Source organism: Cysteiniphilum sp. 19S12-1 (assembly GCF_052030685.1).
In the GTDB taxonomy this organism is placed as follows: domain Bacteria; phylum Pseudomonadota; class Gammaproteobacteria; order Francisellales; family Francisellaceae; genus Caedibacter.
Map to the genome: position 1 here is coordinate 1 of NZ_JBQAJM010000014.1, position 18,300 is coordinate 18,300.

15 protein-coding genes are annotated in these 18,300 nt (G+C 38.1%); 8 read left to right on the forward strand and 7 right to left on the reverse strand.

What is annotated here, in order from left to right; translation table 11 throughout:
* The first annotated feature begins 167 nt into the window (after positions 1-167).
* The 8 genes from ACTS4L_RS06070 (at position 168) to ACTS4L_RS06105 (ending at position 10,696) form a co-directional block, all read left to right on the forward strand.
* Entirely contained in the window at positions 168-1,310 is a 1,143-nt protein-coding gene (locus ACTS4L_RS06070) for an ABC transporter ATP-binding protein (RefSeq protein WP_440651824.1), read from the forward strand.
* Complete coding sequence (locus ACTS4L_RS06075) at positions 1,307-2,224, forward strand: ABC transporter permease (protein ID WP_440615305.1); 918 nt, start codon at positions 1,307-1,309, stop codon at positions 2,222-2,224. Before ACTS4L_RS06070 ends, ACTS4L_RS06075 begins: the two co-directional genes overlap by 4 nt.
* Positions 2,224-3,051, forward strand: coding sequence for an ABC transporter permease (locus ACTS4L_RS06080; protein WP_440615306.1), 828 nt, complete (start codon positions 2,224-2,226; stop codon positions 3,049-3,051). The genes ACTS4L_RS06075 and ACTS4L_RS06080 overlap by 1 nt, the downstream gene beginning before the upstream one ends.
* Before the next feature lie 139 nt (positions 3,052-3,190).
* Positions 3,191-6,280 carry a type I restriction endonuclease subunit R gene (locus tag ACTS4L_RS06085; RefSeq protein WP_440615307.1) on the forward strand — a complete coding sequence of 1,030 codons (3,090 nt, stop codon included), beginning with the start codon at positions 3,191-3,193 and terminating at the stop codon, positions 6,278-6,280.
* Positions 6,252-7,901 (forward strand): HsdM family class I SAM-dependent methyltransferase, encoded by a 1,650-nt coding sequence (locus tag ACTS4L_RS06090; protein WP_440615308.1) that lies wholly within the window; start codon positions 6,252-6,254, stop codon positions 7,899-7,901. Before ACTS4L_RS06085 ends, ACTS4L_RS06090 begins: the two co-directional genes overlap by 29 nt.
* Entirely contained in the window at positions 7,894-9,231 is a 1,338-nt protein-coding gene (locus tag ACTS4L_RS06095) for a restriction endonuclease subunit S (protein WP_440615309.1), read from the forward strand. The genes ACTS4L_RS06090 and ACTS4L_RS06095 overlap by 8 nt, the downstream gene beginning before the upstream one ends.
* Positions 9,212-10,225, forward strand: coding sequence for a hypothetical protein (locus tag ACTS4L_RS06100; protein WP_440651826.1), 1,014 nt, complete (start codon positions 9,212-9,214; stop codon positions 10,223-10,225). Before ACTS4L_RS06095 ends, ACTS4L_RS06100 begins: the two co-directional genes overlap by 20 nt.
* 3 nt (positions 10,226-10,228) lie before the next feature.
* On the forward strand, positions 10,229-10,696 hold the full coding sequence (locus tag ACTS4L_RS06105) for a type II toxin-antitoxin system death-on-curing family toxin (protein ID WP_440615311.1): 468 nt from the start codon (positions 10,229-10,231) through the stop codon (positions 10,694-10,696).
* On the opposite strand, the gene ACTS4L_RS06110 is transcribed toward ACTS4L_RS06105, so the two are convergent.
* The 7 genes from ACTS4L_RS06110 to ACTS4L_RS06140 form a co-directional block, all read right to left on the reverse strand.
* Positions 10,693-12,084, reverse strand: coding sequence for a phosphomannomutase/phosphoglucomutase (locus ACTS4L_RS06110; RefSeq protein ID WP_440615312.1), 1,392 nt, complete (start codon positions 12,082-12,084; stop codon positions 10,693-10,695). The genes ACTS4L_RS06105 and ACTS4L_RS06110 overlap by 4 nt on opposite strands.
* A gap of 19 nt (positions 12,085-12,103) precedes the next feature.
* Entirely contained in the window at positions 12,104-13,285 is a 1,182-nt protein-coding gene (locus ACTS4L_RS06115) for a class I SAM-dependent methyltransferase (RefSeq protein WP_440615313.1), read from the reverse strand.
* A gap of 2 nt (positions 13,286-13,287) precedes the next feature.
* On the reverse strand, positions 13,288-14,124 hold the full coding sequence (gene rluB / locus ACTS4L_RS06120; protein ID WP_440615314.1) for a 23S rRNA pseudouridine(2605) synthase RluB: 837 nt from the start codon (positions 14,122-14,124) through the stop codon (positions 13,288-13,290).
* A 28-nt stretch (positions 14,125-14,152) separates the two neighbouring features.
* Positions 14,153-15,904 carry an alpha/beta fold hydrolase gene (locus ACTS4L_RS06125; RefSeq protein WP_440615315.1) on the reverse strand — a complete coding sequence of 584 codons (1,752 nt, stop codon included), beginning with the start codon at positions 15,902-15,904 and terminating at the stop codon, positions 14,153-14,155.
* Between the two features lie 9 nt (positions 15,905-15,913).
* Positions 15,914-16,666: a tetratricopeptide repeat protein gene (locus ACTS4L_RS06130; RefSeq protein ID WP_440615316.1), complete on the reverse strand. Its 753-nt coding sequence runs from the start codon at positions 16,664-16,666 to the stop codon at positions 15,914-15,916.
* On the reverse strand, positions 16,666-17,790 hold the full coding sequence (gene rlmN, locus ACTS4L_RS06135; RefSeq protein ID WP_440615317.1) for a 23S rRNA (adenine(2503)-C(2))-methyltransferase RlmN: 1,125 nt from the start codon (positions 17,788-17,790) through the stop codon (positions 16,666-16,668). Before rlmN ends, ACTS4L_RS06130 begins: the two co-directional genes overlap by 1 nt.
* Positions 17,791-18,084: 294 nt before the next feature.
* Positions 18,085-18,219 (reverse strand): hypothetical protein, encoded by a 135-nt coding sequence (locus ACTS4L_RS06140; protein WP_440615318.1) that lies wholly within the window; start codon positions 18,217-18,219, stop codon positions 18,085-18,087.
* Between the last annotated feature and the right edge of the window lie 81 nt (positions 18,220-18,300).

Below are 18,300 nucleotides of genomic sequence, written 5' to 3' on the forward strand. Positions count from 1 at the left end.
CTTAACGCACCTTTATGTATGGCGAAAAGCCTTATATCGTATACGTTTCAGAATTTTTGCTTACCAAGTTGGGTATACCCACCACAAATCATTTTACAGAATTTCTTGCTTTCTATTTCATAAAAACCCCTTTATCCTATAGCCTGATTTTTTAACATGGCTAACAGATGGGGGATTTATGCCCGATGGAGAGAATAACTAATAACAAAAAACCACTCATTAGCATTCGTAACTTAGTGAAACGTTTTGATGATGGTCATACTGCTGTTGATGGTATTTCTTTAGATATTTACCCAAAAGAATTTTTTGCACTGCTTGGTAGCTCAGGTAGTGGTAAAAGTACTTTGCTGAGACTGCTGGCTGGGTTTGAACAACCCACTGATGGTAAAATACTCATTGATGGTGTGGATATGACCCATATTCCACCCTATAATCGCCCGATTAATATGATGTTTCAATCTTATGCCTTATTTCCACACATGACCATTGAACAGAATATTATGTTTGGTTTAAAACAAGACAAACTGCCCAAAGATGAGATAGTTAAGCGCACGGCATCTGCCCTTAAGATTATCAAGATGGAGCATTTAGCCAAACGTAAACCCCATCAACTATCTGGTGGTCAGCGTCAACGTGCAGCATTAGCACGCTGTTTAGCAAAGCGGCCTAAGCTTATTTTGTTAGATGAACCATTATCAGCATTAGATAAAAACTTACGCGATCAAATGAAGTTTGAATTAGTGGATATTCAAGAGCAAACCGGTAGCACGTTTATCATGGTCACACATGATCAAGAAGAAGCAATGACGATGGCGTCACGCATTGGTATTATGTCTGAAGGGTGGCTTGAGCAAGTCAGCCCTCCACAAGAAGTCTATGAATTCCCTAAAACTCGCTTTGTCGCTAACTTCATAGGTAAAAGTGCAATTTTTGAGGGTGCGATTAGTGAAATCAATGATGACTCAAGTGTGATTGACTCCGATGAGACAAAGTGCTCATTCAAACTCGATCGTCGCATTGATGGTGTTGAAGCTCAACAAATCTGGGTTGGACTGAGACCGGAAAAAATATCGATATCGAAAACGCCACCAGAGGGTTATAATCCAAACCGTCCGGTAAATACGATCGTTGGCAAAGTCAAAGACATTGCTTATATGGGTGGTTTATCCACGTATCACGTTGAAAGTGCAACAGGCAAACGTATCACTGCAACAGACTTTAACGTTGAGCGTAATGCCGATCACCCGACTTGGGAGGATACGGTTTATCTGACATGGGAACCTGAGAGCATAATGGTGTTGTACTCATGAAATGGCTTCATAATATTGATCCTCATTTTGTGCATAAATGGCAAAATCGCTTTGTTATTTTGGTGCCGATGCTATGGTTTATGGTGTTTTTGCTTATTCCTTTTTTGTTTGTTTTAACCATAAGCTTCACATTACCTGCCAATGGCACCCCCCCCTTCACCGCTATTTTGCAGTACACTGATCATACTTTGCATATTATTTTACACCTAAGCAATTACATGCAAACGCTAAGTTCTAACTTAGTATTTATTGCCCTATTTGACTCAGTCAGTGTTGCTTTTTTTACAACGATCCTATGTATTTTAATCGGCTATCCGATGGCACTAGCACTATCACGCATCAAACGCAAAAATGTTCAGCTGATTTTCCTTATCATGATTATCATTCCCTATTGGACGTCATTTTTACTACGTACCTATGCATGGGTGACATTATTAGGCAATCATCAACTCAATGTTTTTTTGATGAAATTAGGCTTACCAAGCATGGCATTGCTATATAATAACTTCTCAATGTATTTAGGCATGGTCTATTGCTACCTGCCCTTTTTGGTATTACCCCTATATGCCACACTCATTAAACTTGACCCTATTTTAAATGATGCGGCTGCTGATCTTGGTGCCACACCGATAAAGACATTTTTTAAAGTCACCTTACCACTGTCGATGCCAGGACTTATTGCAGGAAGCTTATTGGTATTCATCCCTGCAGTTGGCGAAGTCGTCGTACCACAAATCATGGGTGGACTAAATAGTGTCATGATCGGTAGTGTTATTTGGGAGCAATTCTTTACTGCCAATAACTGGGGGATGTCGGCAGCGATGTCAGTTATTCTGTTGATTATTTTGGTTATCCCTGTGATTTGGATGCAAAAAATCCAGCAACGTCAGGCAAAAGCATCAGGGAGTCTATAATGCGTATTTCCTCTTTTTTTTCATACAGTAAAGTAATGCTTATTATCGGCTTGATATTTCTATATATTCCCTTAGTGATTCTTATCCTTTTTTCATTTAGTAATTCTCAAATCATTAACTTATGGGGTGGATTTACTCTAGATTGGTATAGGGAGCTTTTTCAGGATAGTGATATTATTAGTGCCGCTTTAATCAGCTTACAAGTTGCCCTTATTGCCTCATTATGCGCAACGGTACTAGGTACAATGGTTGCTTATATCATGACACGTTTTAATTATTTCAGAAGCAAAAACTTCCTGTATGGTATGGTTATTACACCACTGGTGTTACCTGATATTGTTCTTGGGGTCTCACTTTTGCTGATGTTTACTTCTTTACAGAACCTCATCGGTTGGCCACATGGTCGCGGTATGACGACAATTATCATAGCACACATTACCTTTTGTACTGCCTATGTCACGATTGTTATGCAAGCGCGTATTGCGAGCGCTGATCGCTCTATTGAAGAAGCAGCGATGGATTTGGGTGCTAAACCAGCTAAGATTTTCTTTCAGATTACTTTACCACAGATCATTCCATCACTTATTGCTTCATTTCTACTGGCATTTACGCTATCAATTGATGATTTGGTGATTACTGAATTTGTCGCCGGCAGCAGCGACCCTACCCTACCCATGTATATTTATTCAACCGTTAAAAACGGACCCACTCCTGAGATTAACGCATTAGCCACATTGATGATTGCGATTATCTCAACGTGCGTTGTAGTGGGTGCATACATTGCATTCAAAATGGAGCGAAAACGTAAAAAGCAAAAACTAAAATAAACATTTAATCTAAACCGCGCCATACATAATATAAACTCGATTATTATAGCCTTCTCATGAATACTTTATTGTACTTGCATCGCTTAGGCTTTTGAGGTATGTTTCATGACAATGAAACCACAAGGCGGATCAAAGGGACGTGTTAGCTAAACCTTATTACAACGAAGACTCTAGAGTAAAAATTCCAACCATTTTGCATTTAATGAAGCTAGGTTATCAGTACTTATCATTAAAAGGTCAAGTTTGGAATGGTAATACCAATATTTTCCCTGAAATTTTTACGCATGCAATGGCTAAGATCAATCCGCATCTGCAAAGTGATGATATTGCACGAATATTGAAAGACCTTGAGCTTTTATTGGACAACGAGGATCTTGGTAAAGCTTTCTTTGAAAGAATCACTGATAATTCAAGCATTAAGTTTATTGACTTTGACAACTTTGACAATAATGCTTTTCACGTTGTAACAGAGCTACGTTATCAAAATGAAGATCAGGTATTTCGTCCTGATATCACGTTGCTGATTAATGGTATGCCGCTCATTTTCATTGAAGTTAAGATACCCAATAATCGTGAGGGTATCCTAGCTGAACGTAATCGCATTAACGAGCGTTTCCAAAACCCTCGCTTTAGACGCTTTGTTAATATTACACAATTTATGATTTTTTCTAACAACATGGAATATGGTGAAAGTGACCTTGAACCCTTAGAAGGCGCTTTTTATGCAAGTAGTTCATATGAGAAACCCGTTTTTAATTATTTTCGTGAAGAGGAAATATTTAATCTAAACAAATTATTAAAACCACTTTCTGAAGCTGATGAAATCATTGTTCTGAAAGATAACAATATTGAAGTTATTCGCAATAACCCTGAGTTTATAACAAACAAAGATCCTAATAGAGCGACCAATCGTATATGCACATCGTTATTAAGTAGGGCACGTTTGGCATTTATTTTGCGCTACGGGCTAACCTATGTCTCAAAATCCACCAATATCCAAAATCACATTATGCGCTATCCTCAATTATTTGCCACTAAAGCAATTGAAGAAACATTGGATAAAGGCATCAAAAAAGGCATTATCTGGCACACTCAAGGCAGTGGAAAAACAGCTTTAACATATTATAATATTCGCTTTCTAACTGATTATTTCCAAAGAAAAAACATTATTCCTAAATTCTACTTTATTGTTGATCGGCTAGATTTATTAAAACAATCTCAAGCTGAATTTGTCAATCGTGGACTGAAAGTACAAATCATTAACTCCCGCGAAGCTTTTGCCCGTCATATGAAAATGAACCAAGTTATTCATAATGATGCGGGCATCTCTGAAATCACAGTAGTTAATATTCAAAAATTTCACGATGACCCTAATGTTGTTTCAACTAATGACTATGATTTAGCCATTCAACGCATATACTTCCTTGATGAAGTACATCGTAGTTATAATCCAAAGGGCAGTTTTTTAGCTAATTTAAAACAATCTGATGAAACAGCAATTCACATTGGGTTAACTGGCACACCTCTATTAGGTGATGACTATAACTCTCGAGACTTATTTGGTAACTATATCCATAAATACTACTATAATGCTTCCATTGCCGATGGCTACACCCTACGATTAATTCGTGAAGAAATATCAACAGAATATAAATTACAGCTACAACAAGCACTAGCAGAAGCTGAACTGAAGTCAAATGACATTGATCGAGAAAAAGCTTATGCTCACCCTAGCTTTGTTGAGCCAATGCTTGATTTTATTATTAGTGATTTTGAAAAAAGCCGTAACACCCTAGGAGAACCGACCATCGCCGGCATGGTGATTTGTGACAGCTCAGAGCAAGCCAAACAAATGTTTAGATTTTTTCAACAGAAATATGCATCAAGCAATGCCACTTCAGATCAATCACCTGAACTCAAAAATGCAATAGGCAAAACATCAGGCATCAAAAGTGCAGCCCTAATCCTGCATGACGTTGGCACTGAACAAGATCGTGACAATTGGATTAAATCATTTAAAGTAGGTGAAATTGACATCCTTTTTGTCTACCGAATGTTACTCACAGGATTCGATGCACCAAGGCTAAAAAAGCTCTACTTGGGTCGCATCATTTACAAGCATAATTTACTACAATCATTAACACGAGTTAATCGCACCTACAAAAACCTACGTTACGGTTATGTGGTTGATTTTGCAGATATTCGCAAAGAATTTGATGCTACTAATAAAGCCTACTTTGATGAACTACAAGCCGAACTTGGTAGTGAGATTGAATCCTACTCCAAGTTATTTAAATCCGAAGAAGAAATTAGACAAGAAATCGAACATATCAAGGATATACTTTTTGGTTATAACATTGATAATGCTGAACTTTTCACAGATCAAATCAATCAGATTATCGATAGAGAAAGGATTCTTTCACTAAAAAAAGCACTAGGCGATGCTAAGAGCCTCTATAATCTCATTCGATTGCAAGGTGAAAGCCAGTTCCTTCAGACATTGGATTTTGACAAACTTAATCTACTCTATCGTGAAGCCTCTCGCCGTTTAGATATTTTGAATCTTAAAGTAAATCTTGAGGATGGTAATGACAGCATAAATTTACTTAATATCGCATTTGAGGATATTATCTTCCAGTTCACTAAAGTTGGTGAGGAAGAGCTTATATTAGCAGATCAACTCAAAGACACATTACGTAAAACACGTGAAGCACTCGTTAATAATTTTGACCAGAAAGATCCTGAGTTTATTACATTAAAAGAAGCACTTGAGCAGATGTTTAAAAACAAAAAATTTAATGAGATTACACAAGATGAGATGTCTCAAAACATCACCTCCTTAAATAAAATACATGAGCATATTAGAACATTAAATCATGACAATGAGCGGTTGCGCGATACCTATCATGGTGATCAAAAGTATGTGAGAATTCATAAGCGACTCAAAGAACGCCAACTCAATAGTAACGACATTTCCGCAACAGAACGTAAAATTTGCTCAGCACTGCAAGGTGTCAAGCAAGATGCCGATGAACAGGTGCTCAATAATTATCAAATACTTAATAACGAAGAATATTTTAAACGCGGAATAATGCCATGCGTTATTAATCGCTTTAAAGATCAACAACAAATACCACTTAACAGTGAAGTTTCAAAGTATATCAACTCACTTGTGGTCTCTGAATATCTCAAAGAAGCCAATGCCGGAGCAACACGTGCTAGAAATTAATTTTAAAGAAAAAACAACCACACTCATTGATAATTTAAAAAGTATCTGCGCCAACTATGGCCTAGGTAACGACGGGAATGAATTTAAGATTATCACACAATCCTTCTTGTATAAGTTCCTAAATGACAAATTTGCCTATGAGGCAAAAAAGCTTAAGCCTGAAATTGCCAATGCTAGCAATTGGGAGGATGCTTTAAGCTCTATGCCTGAAGATGAATTTGAAATGCTTCAACTACAAATGCCTGCAGATACAGCCCATTTAAAACCACATCATTTTATTGGATATTTGTTCAGTCAACAAAATACGGATGAATTTGCTCAGTTATTTGATGACACACTCATTGATATTGCCAGTAATAATAATGAAATCTTTGCTGTCAAAACAGACGAAGGCGCTAAAGTTGTCTTATTTGATCGCTTAAGCCACTATATTGCCGATGAAAATAAACGCAATCATTTTTGTCGTGCAGTCATTAGTAAGTTGGTTGAGTTTAGCTTTGAGCATATTTTCATACAAGGATTTGATTTCTTTGCCACAATCTTTGAATATCTAATTAAGGATTATAATAGCAACTCAGGAGGAAAATACGCCGAGTATTATACACCTCACGCTGTAGCACATATTATGGCGAATATTTTGATCCCTAAATCTGCTCAAGGGCAAGTTAGAAATGTCAGTTGCTATGATCCATCAGCTGGCTCGGGTACTCTGTTGATGAATGTTGCCCACGCTATTGGTGAAGACCGTTGCAGTATTTACACCCAAGATATTTCACAAAAATCATCTAACCTATTACGCTTAAACCTTATTTTAAACAATCTCGTTCACTCCATTCCCAATGTCATCCAAGGCAATACTATTTTGCATCCTTATCACAAGGAAGGTAACACACTAAAACAATTTGACTACATTGTTTCAAACCCACCCTTTAAGATGGACTTTAGTAACTTTCGTGACGATTTGGTGAAAGATGAGCATAAAGCACGCTTTTTCGCAGGGATCCCAAAAACCAAAGCCAAAGCCAAGGACAAAATGGAGATTTATCAGCTCTTTTTACAGCACATTATCACCTCACTTAAACCTGATGGCAAAGCTGCTGTAGTGGTGCCAACAGGCTTTATTACCGCTCAATCAGGTATTGATAAAGCAATTCGTAAACATCTTGTTGATCACCAAATGTTAGCCGGTGTGATCTCAATGCCCTCAAATATTTTTGCTAATACCGGCACCAATGTCTCGATTTTATTTATTGATGCTAGCAATAAAGATGCCGTGGTCTTAATCGATGCGTCAAATCTAGGTCAAAAAGTCAAAGATGGTAAAAATCAAAAAACCGTCCTAAGTAGTACCGAAGAAGCGTATATCGTCGATACTTTCAATGCCAAGAAAGCAATTGATGACTTCTCTGTTACTGTTAGCTATAGCGGCATTGAAGCAAAGAACTATTCACTGAGTGCTGGACAGTATTTTGATGTCAAAATTGATTATATTGATATCACTGCTGAAGAATTTACCCAAAAAATGCAGCAATTTACAGACAATCTTGATCGCTTATTTGATGAGTCTCGAGCGTTGGAAATTGAGATTAAAAAGCAGTTGGCAGGATTGAAGTATGAGTAATTGGCAAAATTTAGAGATTCAACAAATTGCAGATTTTAACCCAAGAGAGTCTCTACCAAAAGGTTCTTTGGCAAAAAAAATTCCAATGGATCGTTTAAGAGTGTTTGAAAAAAAGATAATTAGCTTTGAAATTGCTCATTACAATGGAGGTCCAAAATTTAGAAATGGTGACACTCTACTGGCAAAAATTACTCCTTGTTTGGAAAATGGAAAAACTGCTAAAGTTGATATCTTAAATGATAATGAAGTAGCTTTTGGTTCATCTGAATTTATTGTACTTAGAGCAAAAAAAGAAAATAACTCTGATTATTTATATTACCTAGCTAGAAGCCCCGCTTTTAGGAAAAAAGCTATAAGTTGTATGGAAGGCACTTCTGGTAGAAAACGAGTAAACGAAGGGGTCTTGAAATTACAAATTTTACCAATCCCAAGCCCAGATGTTCAAAAAAAAATCGCCTCAGTTCTTTCTTCTATTGATAATAAAATCGAACTCAATAACCGTATTAATGCTGAGCTAGAAGCTATGGCAAAAACGCTATATAACTACTGGTTTGTGCAGTTTGACTTCCCTAATAAAGAAGGCAAACCATATAAGTCCTCAGGTGGCAAGATGGTATATAATGCAACACTTAAGCGGGAAATACCAAAAGGTTGGCAGGTTGACCCCCTAGTCCACTGGGTTAAATCCAATAAAACAGGAGACTGGGGAAAAGAGGCGCCAAACGATAATCATAACCTCCAAGTTAATTGTATAAGAGGAACTGACCTTGGTGGCATTAATAGCAATGGAAATATAAATGCACCTAAACGATTTATAACTCAGAAAAACAAACATAAATTACTAGAAGAGTTTGAATTTATTATCGAAATATCAGGTGGTAGCCCAACTCAATCAACCGGTAGGATAGCACACATAACCAATGATGTATTAAAGCGTTTCTCTCATCCTATAATTTGTTCAAATTTTTGCAGAATAATTTCACTCTATAGTAATGATATGTTTTATTGGTTCGCATATTTATGGGCAAATCTTTACGATAACGGGGTGCTATTTAAATGGGAAGGCAAAACAAGTGGTATTAAAAATTTATTACTTGACAAATTCATGACCAAACATTATGAGCCATCCCCTCCCAAAGAATTAGCACGACAATTCTACGAATTTATTACCCCAATTGAAAAGCAGAAACAAACATTACTCCAAGAAAATTCACAACTAGAAGTACTACGCGACTGGCTCTTACCTATGCTAATGAACGGGCAAGTTACCGTCACAAATGGGCATAACCAACACACAACAGAGGGATCCTATGGCCAAAAATCTAACTGAATCAGCACATGATCGCCAAAATATCTTAAATAATCGATATGCACTGATTAAAGCTGAGGAGCACCTGCAACTTGGTGGTGTTGATTTTCAAAATGAAAGAGTATTTACCAAACAACAGGTAATGGCACTTTTTGAAGTTGGTGATGCTACTGTAGAGCGCTATATAACGACATATGGCGATGAGCTAAAAAACAATGGCTATACACTACTTAAAGGAAGTACATTAAAAGATTTTAAAATACGAGCGCATGGTACCCTCACAAATGAGGGTACCAAAACGAGTATACTTGGCATATTTACCTTTAGGGCAGTTTTAAATTTAGGTATGCTATTAACCGAAAGTGAGCCTGCCCGTATTATGCGTTCACGCCTGCTTGATATTGTGCTTGATGTTATTGCTGAGCGCTCTGGGGGTCATACCAAATATATTAATCAACGCGATGAAAACTACTTACCCTCAAGCTTTCAAGAAGAGAACTATCGCAAACAATTCACTAGCGCGCTTAGCAAATATGTCGAAGGTAATCATTGGAAATATGCACGATTTACCAATCTAATTTATCAAAGTATCTTTCAAGAAAATGCAACAGAGTATAAAAAGGTGCTTAACCTTGCCACCAAGGATAAAATTCGTGAAACACTTTACTCAGAAGTCCTTACATTAATTGCAAGTTTTGAATCAGGCATCAGCCATGAGTTGGAAAAACAAAGCATCGAAAAAGGCAGGAAGCTTACCCAAAAGGAAGCAGAGAATATATTTATTAGCTTTGAGCAACATCCTTTATTTACACCGCTAATTCTCGATGCGCGAACCAAAATGGCCAGTAGAGACTTATGTTTCCGAGAGGCACTTCACAATAAGCTTGAAACGTATATTCGATCAGTACCAGAATCTGACTTTGAACGATTCCTCGGCGACAAAAGTAAGTCCTTAGAAGATCAACTTAGTGACCCTGAAACACTTGCTGTATTTAAACGACTTAAGGATCGCTAATAGATGAATGAGATCAAGCGGTTTTTTTATTTTGATATAGAGCATGCCATACACACTCATGACTGGATTATCAAAAACTCAGGTGGTTTAGAAGGCACCAAAGATATTGGGCAATTAGAAAGTCCGTTAACACACATTCAGAATGATTGGTACTATCCAAAGCTTGAAGATAAGCTAACGCATCTTGTTTTCTCTATCAATAAACACCATGCATTTAACGACGGCAATAAACGCTCGTCACTTGCCTTAGGTGCATATTTTTTAGAGCTAAACGGATTTGACTTTATCGTTCAAAGATTTATTCAAGAAATGGAAAATATCGCTGTTTGGGTCGCCGACAGTATTATAGAGAAGACGCTGTTACACCAAATCATCTACTCTCTTGTCTATGAAGAAGACTATTCAGAGACTATTAAGCTCGCAATCTTTGAGGCAGTTCAAACTGCAGAATCAAATAAGTTCAAATCTTAAACCATACAATCTGCAATAACACCCTCAACCCACTGACTAAAGTCATCTTTAATGCGCGCTAGCGCTTCTTCGCTATCGGCTTCAAAACGTAATACTAAACATGGTGTAGTGTTTGATGCGCGAACCAATCCCCAGCCGTCTTTAAACTCAACACGCACACCATCAATGGTAATGACTTTTTCATTATCAAATTTCGCTGGTGCTTGTTTTATTAAGCTATCGACCACAGCAAATTTTTGCTCTTCTGTGACTTCAATATTGATCTCAGGGGTATTAATACTCTGTGGAATACGTGCAAAAATCTGATCTAGAGACTCATCACTATTTGCCAGAATATCTAATAATCTAACCCCTGTGTATAACCCATCATCAAAGCCAAGCCAACGATCATTGAAAAACGTATGCCCACTCATCTCACCGGCAAGCTCAGCACCGGTTTCTTTGATCTTCTTTTTAATCAATGCGTGTCCTGTTTGCGACATAATTGGTTTGCCGCCAAGATGCTCAACAAAGCTTGCCAAATTTTTAGTGCATTTAACATCAAATAAAATCGTTGCTTGCGGATGCGTTTTTAATACATCTTCGGCATAAAGCATCAGCTGTCGATCTGGGAAGATATTCTCACCTTTTGGAGTAATGACACCTAAGCGATCACCATCGCCGTCAAATGCCAAACCAACATCGGCATTATGTGCTTTAACCGCAGCAATAAGGTCTTTTAAATTAGCAGGTTTACTTGGATCCGGATGATGATTTGGGAATGTACCATCAACCTCACAAAATAGTTCAATGACTTCACATCCTAGTTTTCTAAATAACTTAGGTGCGATCTGACCTGTAATGCCATTACCCGCATCAATCACAATTTTTAACGGTTTAGCGAGCTTTTCTTGTTTGGCAATATAGTCAATATATGTATCATCAATCGTAAGTGATTGATAAGCACCCACTCTATCGTCTTTTGCTTCACCCTTTATAATGATTTGTTTCAACACTTGAATATCATCCTGTGCTAAGGTGTGTCCGCCAATCATCATTTTAAGACCGTTGTAATTCGCGGGATTGTGACTACCTGTCAACATAATCCCTGTGCCATTGCCTTGGGTTTTCGCAGCAAAATAAAGCACAGGTGTCGGCACTGCTCCGACATCAATCACATCGCATCCTCCGGCTTGTAAACCTTCAGCGAGTGACTTTAATAAAGTGGGACCCGATAAACGACCATCACGCGCGATAAAAACCTTTTGCTCACCTTGGGCACGTGCTTGTTGCGCAAATGCCACACCGATGTTAAAAACAACATGCTCATTTAGATCTTCCGGATATGTCCCACGAATATCATACGCTCTAAAAATATGCCCAGATGTTAGTGCATTTTCTTTAAACAATTTATAACTCCTTTAACGTTTATAATAAATAACTCATATCAATATCATCAAATGCCTCAATCACGTCATCATAACCAACTGACAATGTCATAACCTTAAAATTCTCAGCTAACTCAGTGCTCAGTGTCAGTAATTTCAACTCTTGATTTAATCGTAACGTTTCTTTTTCATTTAACTCTGTTTGCTGCTTTTCATAAGCACGCATAATCCCTGACTGGCTTAAAAAGCTGCCTTGTGTGGCAAAACCATCAAGCACAAAGCCAAGGCTTTCAGCACATTCAGCAACAGCGGTAAAATCAACATGGGCGGTGATATCTTGCACACCAGTATAAATCAATGGATTATCATGCACATGATGCTTGAAATAACATTGTAATGTGCCTTCACTACGCGTACTACTATAATATAAATCACGCTGATAACCATAATCACAGATAAAAACCACACCTCGATTTAACACACCATGAATTGATGTTAGCCACGGCTCGATCCATAGATTAATTTCTGTTTGATAATCATTGATAGATAGCAAATTTTCTAATGGTAAACGGTTAACCGCTGTTGTTAATAATCGATCAGTAATCTCTTCATCACACCAAATAAATTGATCTTGTTGGTAATCGACCATCATCCGTTTTGGTACTTTCTCCTTAATACAGATCAACTCAACCGGCATGGCATCAATCACCTCATTGGCAAAGACAATCGCATTAAGCTTTTCTGTGGGCAATTTATCCAACCAATGAATATGGTTGTAGTATTCGCCTAATGACTTTAATAAACGCTGTTGTTCAAGCTTCAAATCTGGACTGACTTCAATAATATAATAGGCATGAGGCAAAGCATTTAAAGACTTAAGCTTTTGTAAACAATCCAAAGCAAACTTTCCCGTGCCTGCACCAAACTCAATAATGACAGGTTTCTCACCCAACTTTGGCAAGATATCTGCAAATTGTAAGGCAAAGGTTTGCCCAAAAAGGCTTGAGCTCATCGGTGCTGTCATAAAATCACCTGACTCACCAAGCTTTGGTTTATTCGCCGTATAATACCCTAAGTTTGGCGCATATAGTGCTTCTTGCATAAAGCGCTTAAAACTAATGGGTGCTTTATTGTTAGCAATGACCTTGGCAATATGAGCATACATTTCTGCCGCACGCAAACGCTCATCTGAATTTAATTCCGGCAGGGTCACTTGATCCATGATTAACGCTTACGATCTAATTTATCCAATAGGCTCTTAGGGAAATAAAAACGTTTCATCTTAACACTTTGACGTAAAGCATTAACATCCTGTGGGCTTAGCTCTTCTGATTTACCTGCACTTAAATACCTTGGTAAGGTGGTATTGCCATAGCGTACACGCGTTAGGCGGCTTACTTGCACACCAACGGCTTCAAACATCCGTCTTACTTCACGGTTTCGACCCTCTGATAACGTCACGTGATACCATTTATTCATACCTTCACCGCCAACAAAACGTACACTACTGAACTTAGCCTCACCATCGTCAAGCATAATCCCCATTTTAAGCTGCTCAATGACACTGTCTTCAATATCACCAAAAAGACGCACGGCATATTCACGCTCAACTTCATATGATGGATGCATTAAACGATTGGCAAGCTCGCCATCAGTGGTAAACAATAATAAGCCTGTGGTGTTAATATCTAAGCGCCCCACCATAATCCAACGACCGATTTTCAATCTTGGCAACGCATCAAATACTGTTTTGCGCCCTTCGGGGTCACTCTTTGTGCAGATCTCACCATCGGGCTTATTATAGATAATGACTCGAGGACGCGATAAAACAACTGCTTGATTACGCAATGGTTTACCATCAACCATGATCTTATCATCAAATGATGCACGATCGCCGATTTGTGCCACCTTACCATTCACACTCACGCGTCCTGCGAGAATTTTCTCTTCCATCTTACGCCTTGAACCAAGACCCGCTAATGCTAAGAGTTTTTGCAGCTTGTCTTTATGATTATTATTTGATTTAGGATTTCGATTATTTTGCTTATTTTGATTACGCATTTTTATGTACTTCGTAGAATAAATTCAATTACTGCGGGAACTTTACCCCATTTTCACTCATTCGCCAAGCGAAGTGTTGATATACACCTGTTTTTCCTTGCTCTATTAATTGATAAATTTCTTCTTGGCTGATCTCAAAATCCGTGCCCATAATACCCAAAGTATCTACGAAAACGACACGATTCCAATTGCTTGGCTCTAAATGACGTTTTAACGAAGCTAATGAATAAAACTTCATAAACTCACGCGTAAATTCAAAGATATGCCCTATCTTATGAAAACCTTGTGAACCTTTGCTCATTTGCTTTAATGGGTCTTCTTTAGGATCCAAACGAAAGCCTAAAGTCTCGGTATTAAACACTTCATCATTTGTGCTGCGACCATATAAGGCATTAAGCGTATTGTGCATATACTTTTTATCATCAAATAGCTCTAACGGGCAGTTCCAAATCAGACCTCCATCAACCAGAATGTTTTCTTCTTTGCCATCTTTGCGCTTAACTGCGCGAAATAGCATAGGAATACATGTCGAGATTCTAAGCGCTTCGACCACTTGCATCGTTGGCGTTGTCTCAGCGCTATAAATTTCAGCACATTCCTTGGTAAGGTTAGTGCCAATAATATATAAATCATTACTTGTTAATTGTTTAAGGGTTGCAAAATCAATAAAGCCATCACCGAGTTTACGCTCAATAAGCTCAGCCATATGATTGATAAAGAAATCCCCCTTATACCAGCCAAAATCAGTAATTAAACGTGTTGAATTACTGATAAAATTGCGACTAGCATCCATAAATAATCGATAATCCAGTTGGCTTACAATTTCTTCAACATCTTTAGCATTAAAACCAACGGCTAACAAAATAGCATAAATTGCACCGGCTGAAGTGCCTGCAAAACGATGAATATTTTTCAGCACACCCAATGATTCAAGTGCAGTAATCGCACCACTATAGGCAATTCCTCTAACACCTGCTCCTTCAAAAACCAGATTGCGAAAGGCATGAATATTTAACTCATCAATCGTCTGCCCCAAGAAATGGTTAACGCGTGTTTTCGATTGGCGCATTGGAAAAGGTGAAATACTTTCAAGCGGTTTAACACGTGCGCGATAAAATACCTTGTAGAAGTTATCAACTCTCTCACGCTTGGCTGGCAGATATTTTACTGAGCGCAACACCATGGTTTTAATGCGTAATTTACTTGGGTGTATATCCAAAGCAGGCAAGCTTAACAATGCTTGGTAATATGCTCTAATCACCCATAACCGTGGCAAGCTAGCGCTATTATTGCCTTGTGACTTAACTTGCGCTTCGTTTAAACGAAAAAAACGATAGCCCCATGAAAATGGCCATTGTAAATACCACGGCACATCAGTTAATTGCTCATAAGGTATTGGATTAATCAATAATTGTTTTTGAATCAACTTCGGATATTTCTCACATAATAGCAAACTAATCAATGCACTATAGCCGTAAGCAATAATCGTTATATTTTCAAGCTTGAAATATTCAATCACGCTTTGCGCATCAAGCACACTCTGCACCATTGAACATTCAATGACTTTTTTAGGATGCCCGCTTTGTCCATGACCATATAAGTCATAAGCCACAATATTATACTCAGCTGAAAACTTCCTAAATTGCGCCTGCCAGTTAATCGCGCTTCCGGTAATACCATGCAAAAAAAGTAAAGTTTTACGTTTGTGATCAATCTCATTATGATAAACACACAGCCTGCGATTGGTTCTAAACAAACGCTTAGTCATCGATAGAATCATCTAGATACCTTACTCGTACAATTTAGAACTCAGCTGCAAGCGCAAAGTTGCCGCTTCATTGTAATTACCTAAGGCTTGTAATATATCCATCTTAAGCTTGATATTTTCTTGTGTCTTACCCGCTAGTTCAATATAACGATTAACCATACTAAGTGCATCTTTATAGTCTTTTTCATGATATTCAAGTTGCGCAAGCTCCCAATAAGACAAGGTACTACCTGCCCCTTGGTCTATTGCTTTCTCAAAATAGCGTTTGGCTTGTTTGCTGTCACCTTGCTCTAGCAGACAACGACCATAAAGGGTAAAAGTCTCAGCCAAGTTGATATTTTTTGGCAATACAATCGAGCGCTGAAATAAATGATTAGCTTGTTGATATTGATGTTTATCCATACATAAAAATTGCGCATAAAAATTATAGGCTTGGAAATCATCTGGTGCCATGCGTAATGCTTTTTCATAAGCACGCGCAGCAAGCTCTGGCATGCCTAGATTTTGATAATATAAGCCTTCGGCATAATAGATTGTTGGCACATTAGCATCTTGTGACTTGGCTTTTAAGAGCTTCTCCTTCGCGCGATCAAGCATCTCACGCTGCGCGTAAACCACCGCCAACTCAGCATTAATTTTGGCTGCTTTTGCATAATCAACCGTGGGTGCTTCGGGAATATCTGGTAATTGCTTAGAGTTACTTGCACATCCTGCAATCATTGCAATGGAGATAAACAGTCCTGCCTTGACCAATGTATTCCTTATTTTTAGCATTATGCCTCACTTAAGCTACGTTGATATCGAGCCTGACGCTTGGTTTTGTCCTGCACTTTACCTGCAAGTTGACCGCATGCTGCGTCAATATCATCACCTCTGGTTTTCCTAATCGTTGCCACGAAGCCTGCTTCCATCAAATACTGCTGGAAGCGATGCGTTCGATTGTTACTGGGCTTTTTATATGGTGTACCAGGGTATGGGTTAAATGGTATAAGATTGATCTTAGCCGGAACCTGTTTCGACTTCAATAGTGTTACTAGCTCTTTTGCATGTTCAAGTTCATCATTAACATGCTCCATTAGCGTATATTCAAAGGTGATTTCCTTATGTGGTCCACGTTGCGCATAAAGCTTACATGCTGCCATTAACTCATCAATATTGTATTTCTTATTAATTGGCACCAACACATTGCGAAGCTCATCATTAGGGGCATGCAATGACACCGCTAATGATACATCTGATTGCTCAAGTAAATCATAAATACGCGGCACAACACCCGATGTGCTTAATGTCACACGACGCTTTGATAACCCATAGGCTAGATCATCCATCATAATATCCATTGCGCTAACCACAGCATCAAAGTTCATCAATGGCTCCCCCATGCCCATCATCACCACATTGGTTACTTGCCTGTCATGCTCGCCTTGTTGCTTGGATAGTGCACGCACTGCCGTCCATACTTGACCAATGATCTCAGCCACAGTCAAATTGCGATTAAAACCTTGCTTGCCAGTTGAGCAGAAACTGCAGTTTAGCGTACAACCCACTTGTGATGAAACACATAATGTTCCGCGCGCGCCTTCTGGGATATAAACGGTTTCCACAAGATTGCCACCAACATCAATAAGCCACTTATGCGTGCCATCATTTGAGGGTTTATCTAATACAACTTTTGGGGTTACTACTTCAGCCACACCCATCAGCTTCTGACGCAAAGCTTTACTTAAATCACTCATATCATCAAAAGACGTCACTCCCTTTTGGTGAATCCATTTAAACACCTGCTTGGCACGAAATGGCTTCTCATCAATACTTGCAAAATATGCTTGTAAGTCTTTTTGACAGAAATTCATTAGATTTGTTTTTGCTGCTACTTTGTCAATTGCCGTGTCTTGCATCTATATACTCTATGTCGTTTTATTTTTTTATTTTTTTATTTTTTTAATAAGCACCTAAACAATACTTTTTAGTCATCGTAGGCATTCAGGTCAAACCCGAATATGACGATTCATGGTCATTCTTGGACTTGATCCGAGAATCCAAAAAATACCTAACAATATTCTCATAGCTACTTATTGATTGATCTAATCAATGATAAAATCGCATAGGGCATTATACAGATGATTATTTTGCGTTCAATATTTTTATGTGTTCTTTTATGTTCTTTTGCAATTGACAATAGTATTGACGGTTCACACAAAATCACTCTGAAAAACAACGCGCTCGATATACTTTTGTTGCAAAAGGGTCTCAGTTTTCAAAGAAGCCAACGCTAATACGCCAGCAATACAGACCATTGTAACCACTAAAAGCATTACTGTTTTCATAATTCATTCTCATTGTTCACTGTTATTATGGCATTCTAACCTGTACTATTTGTAAACAACAATTATAAAAACTTATAGCCC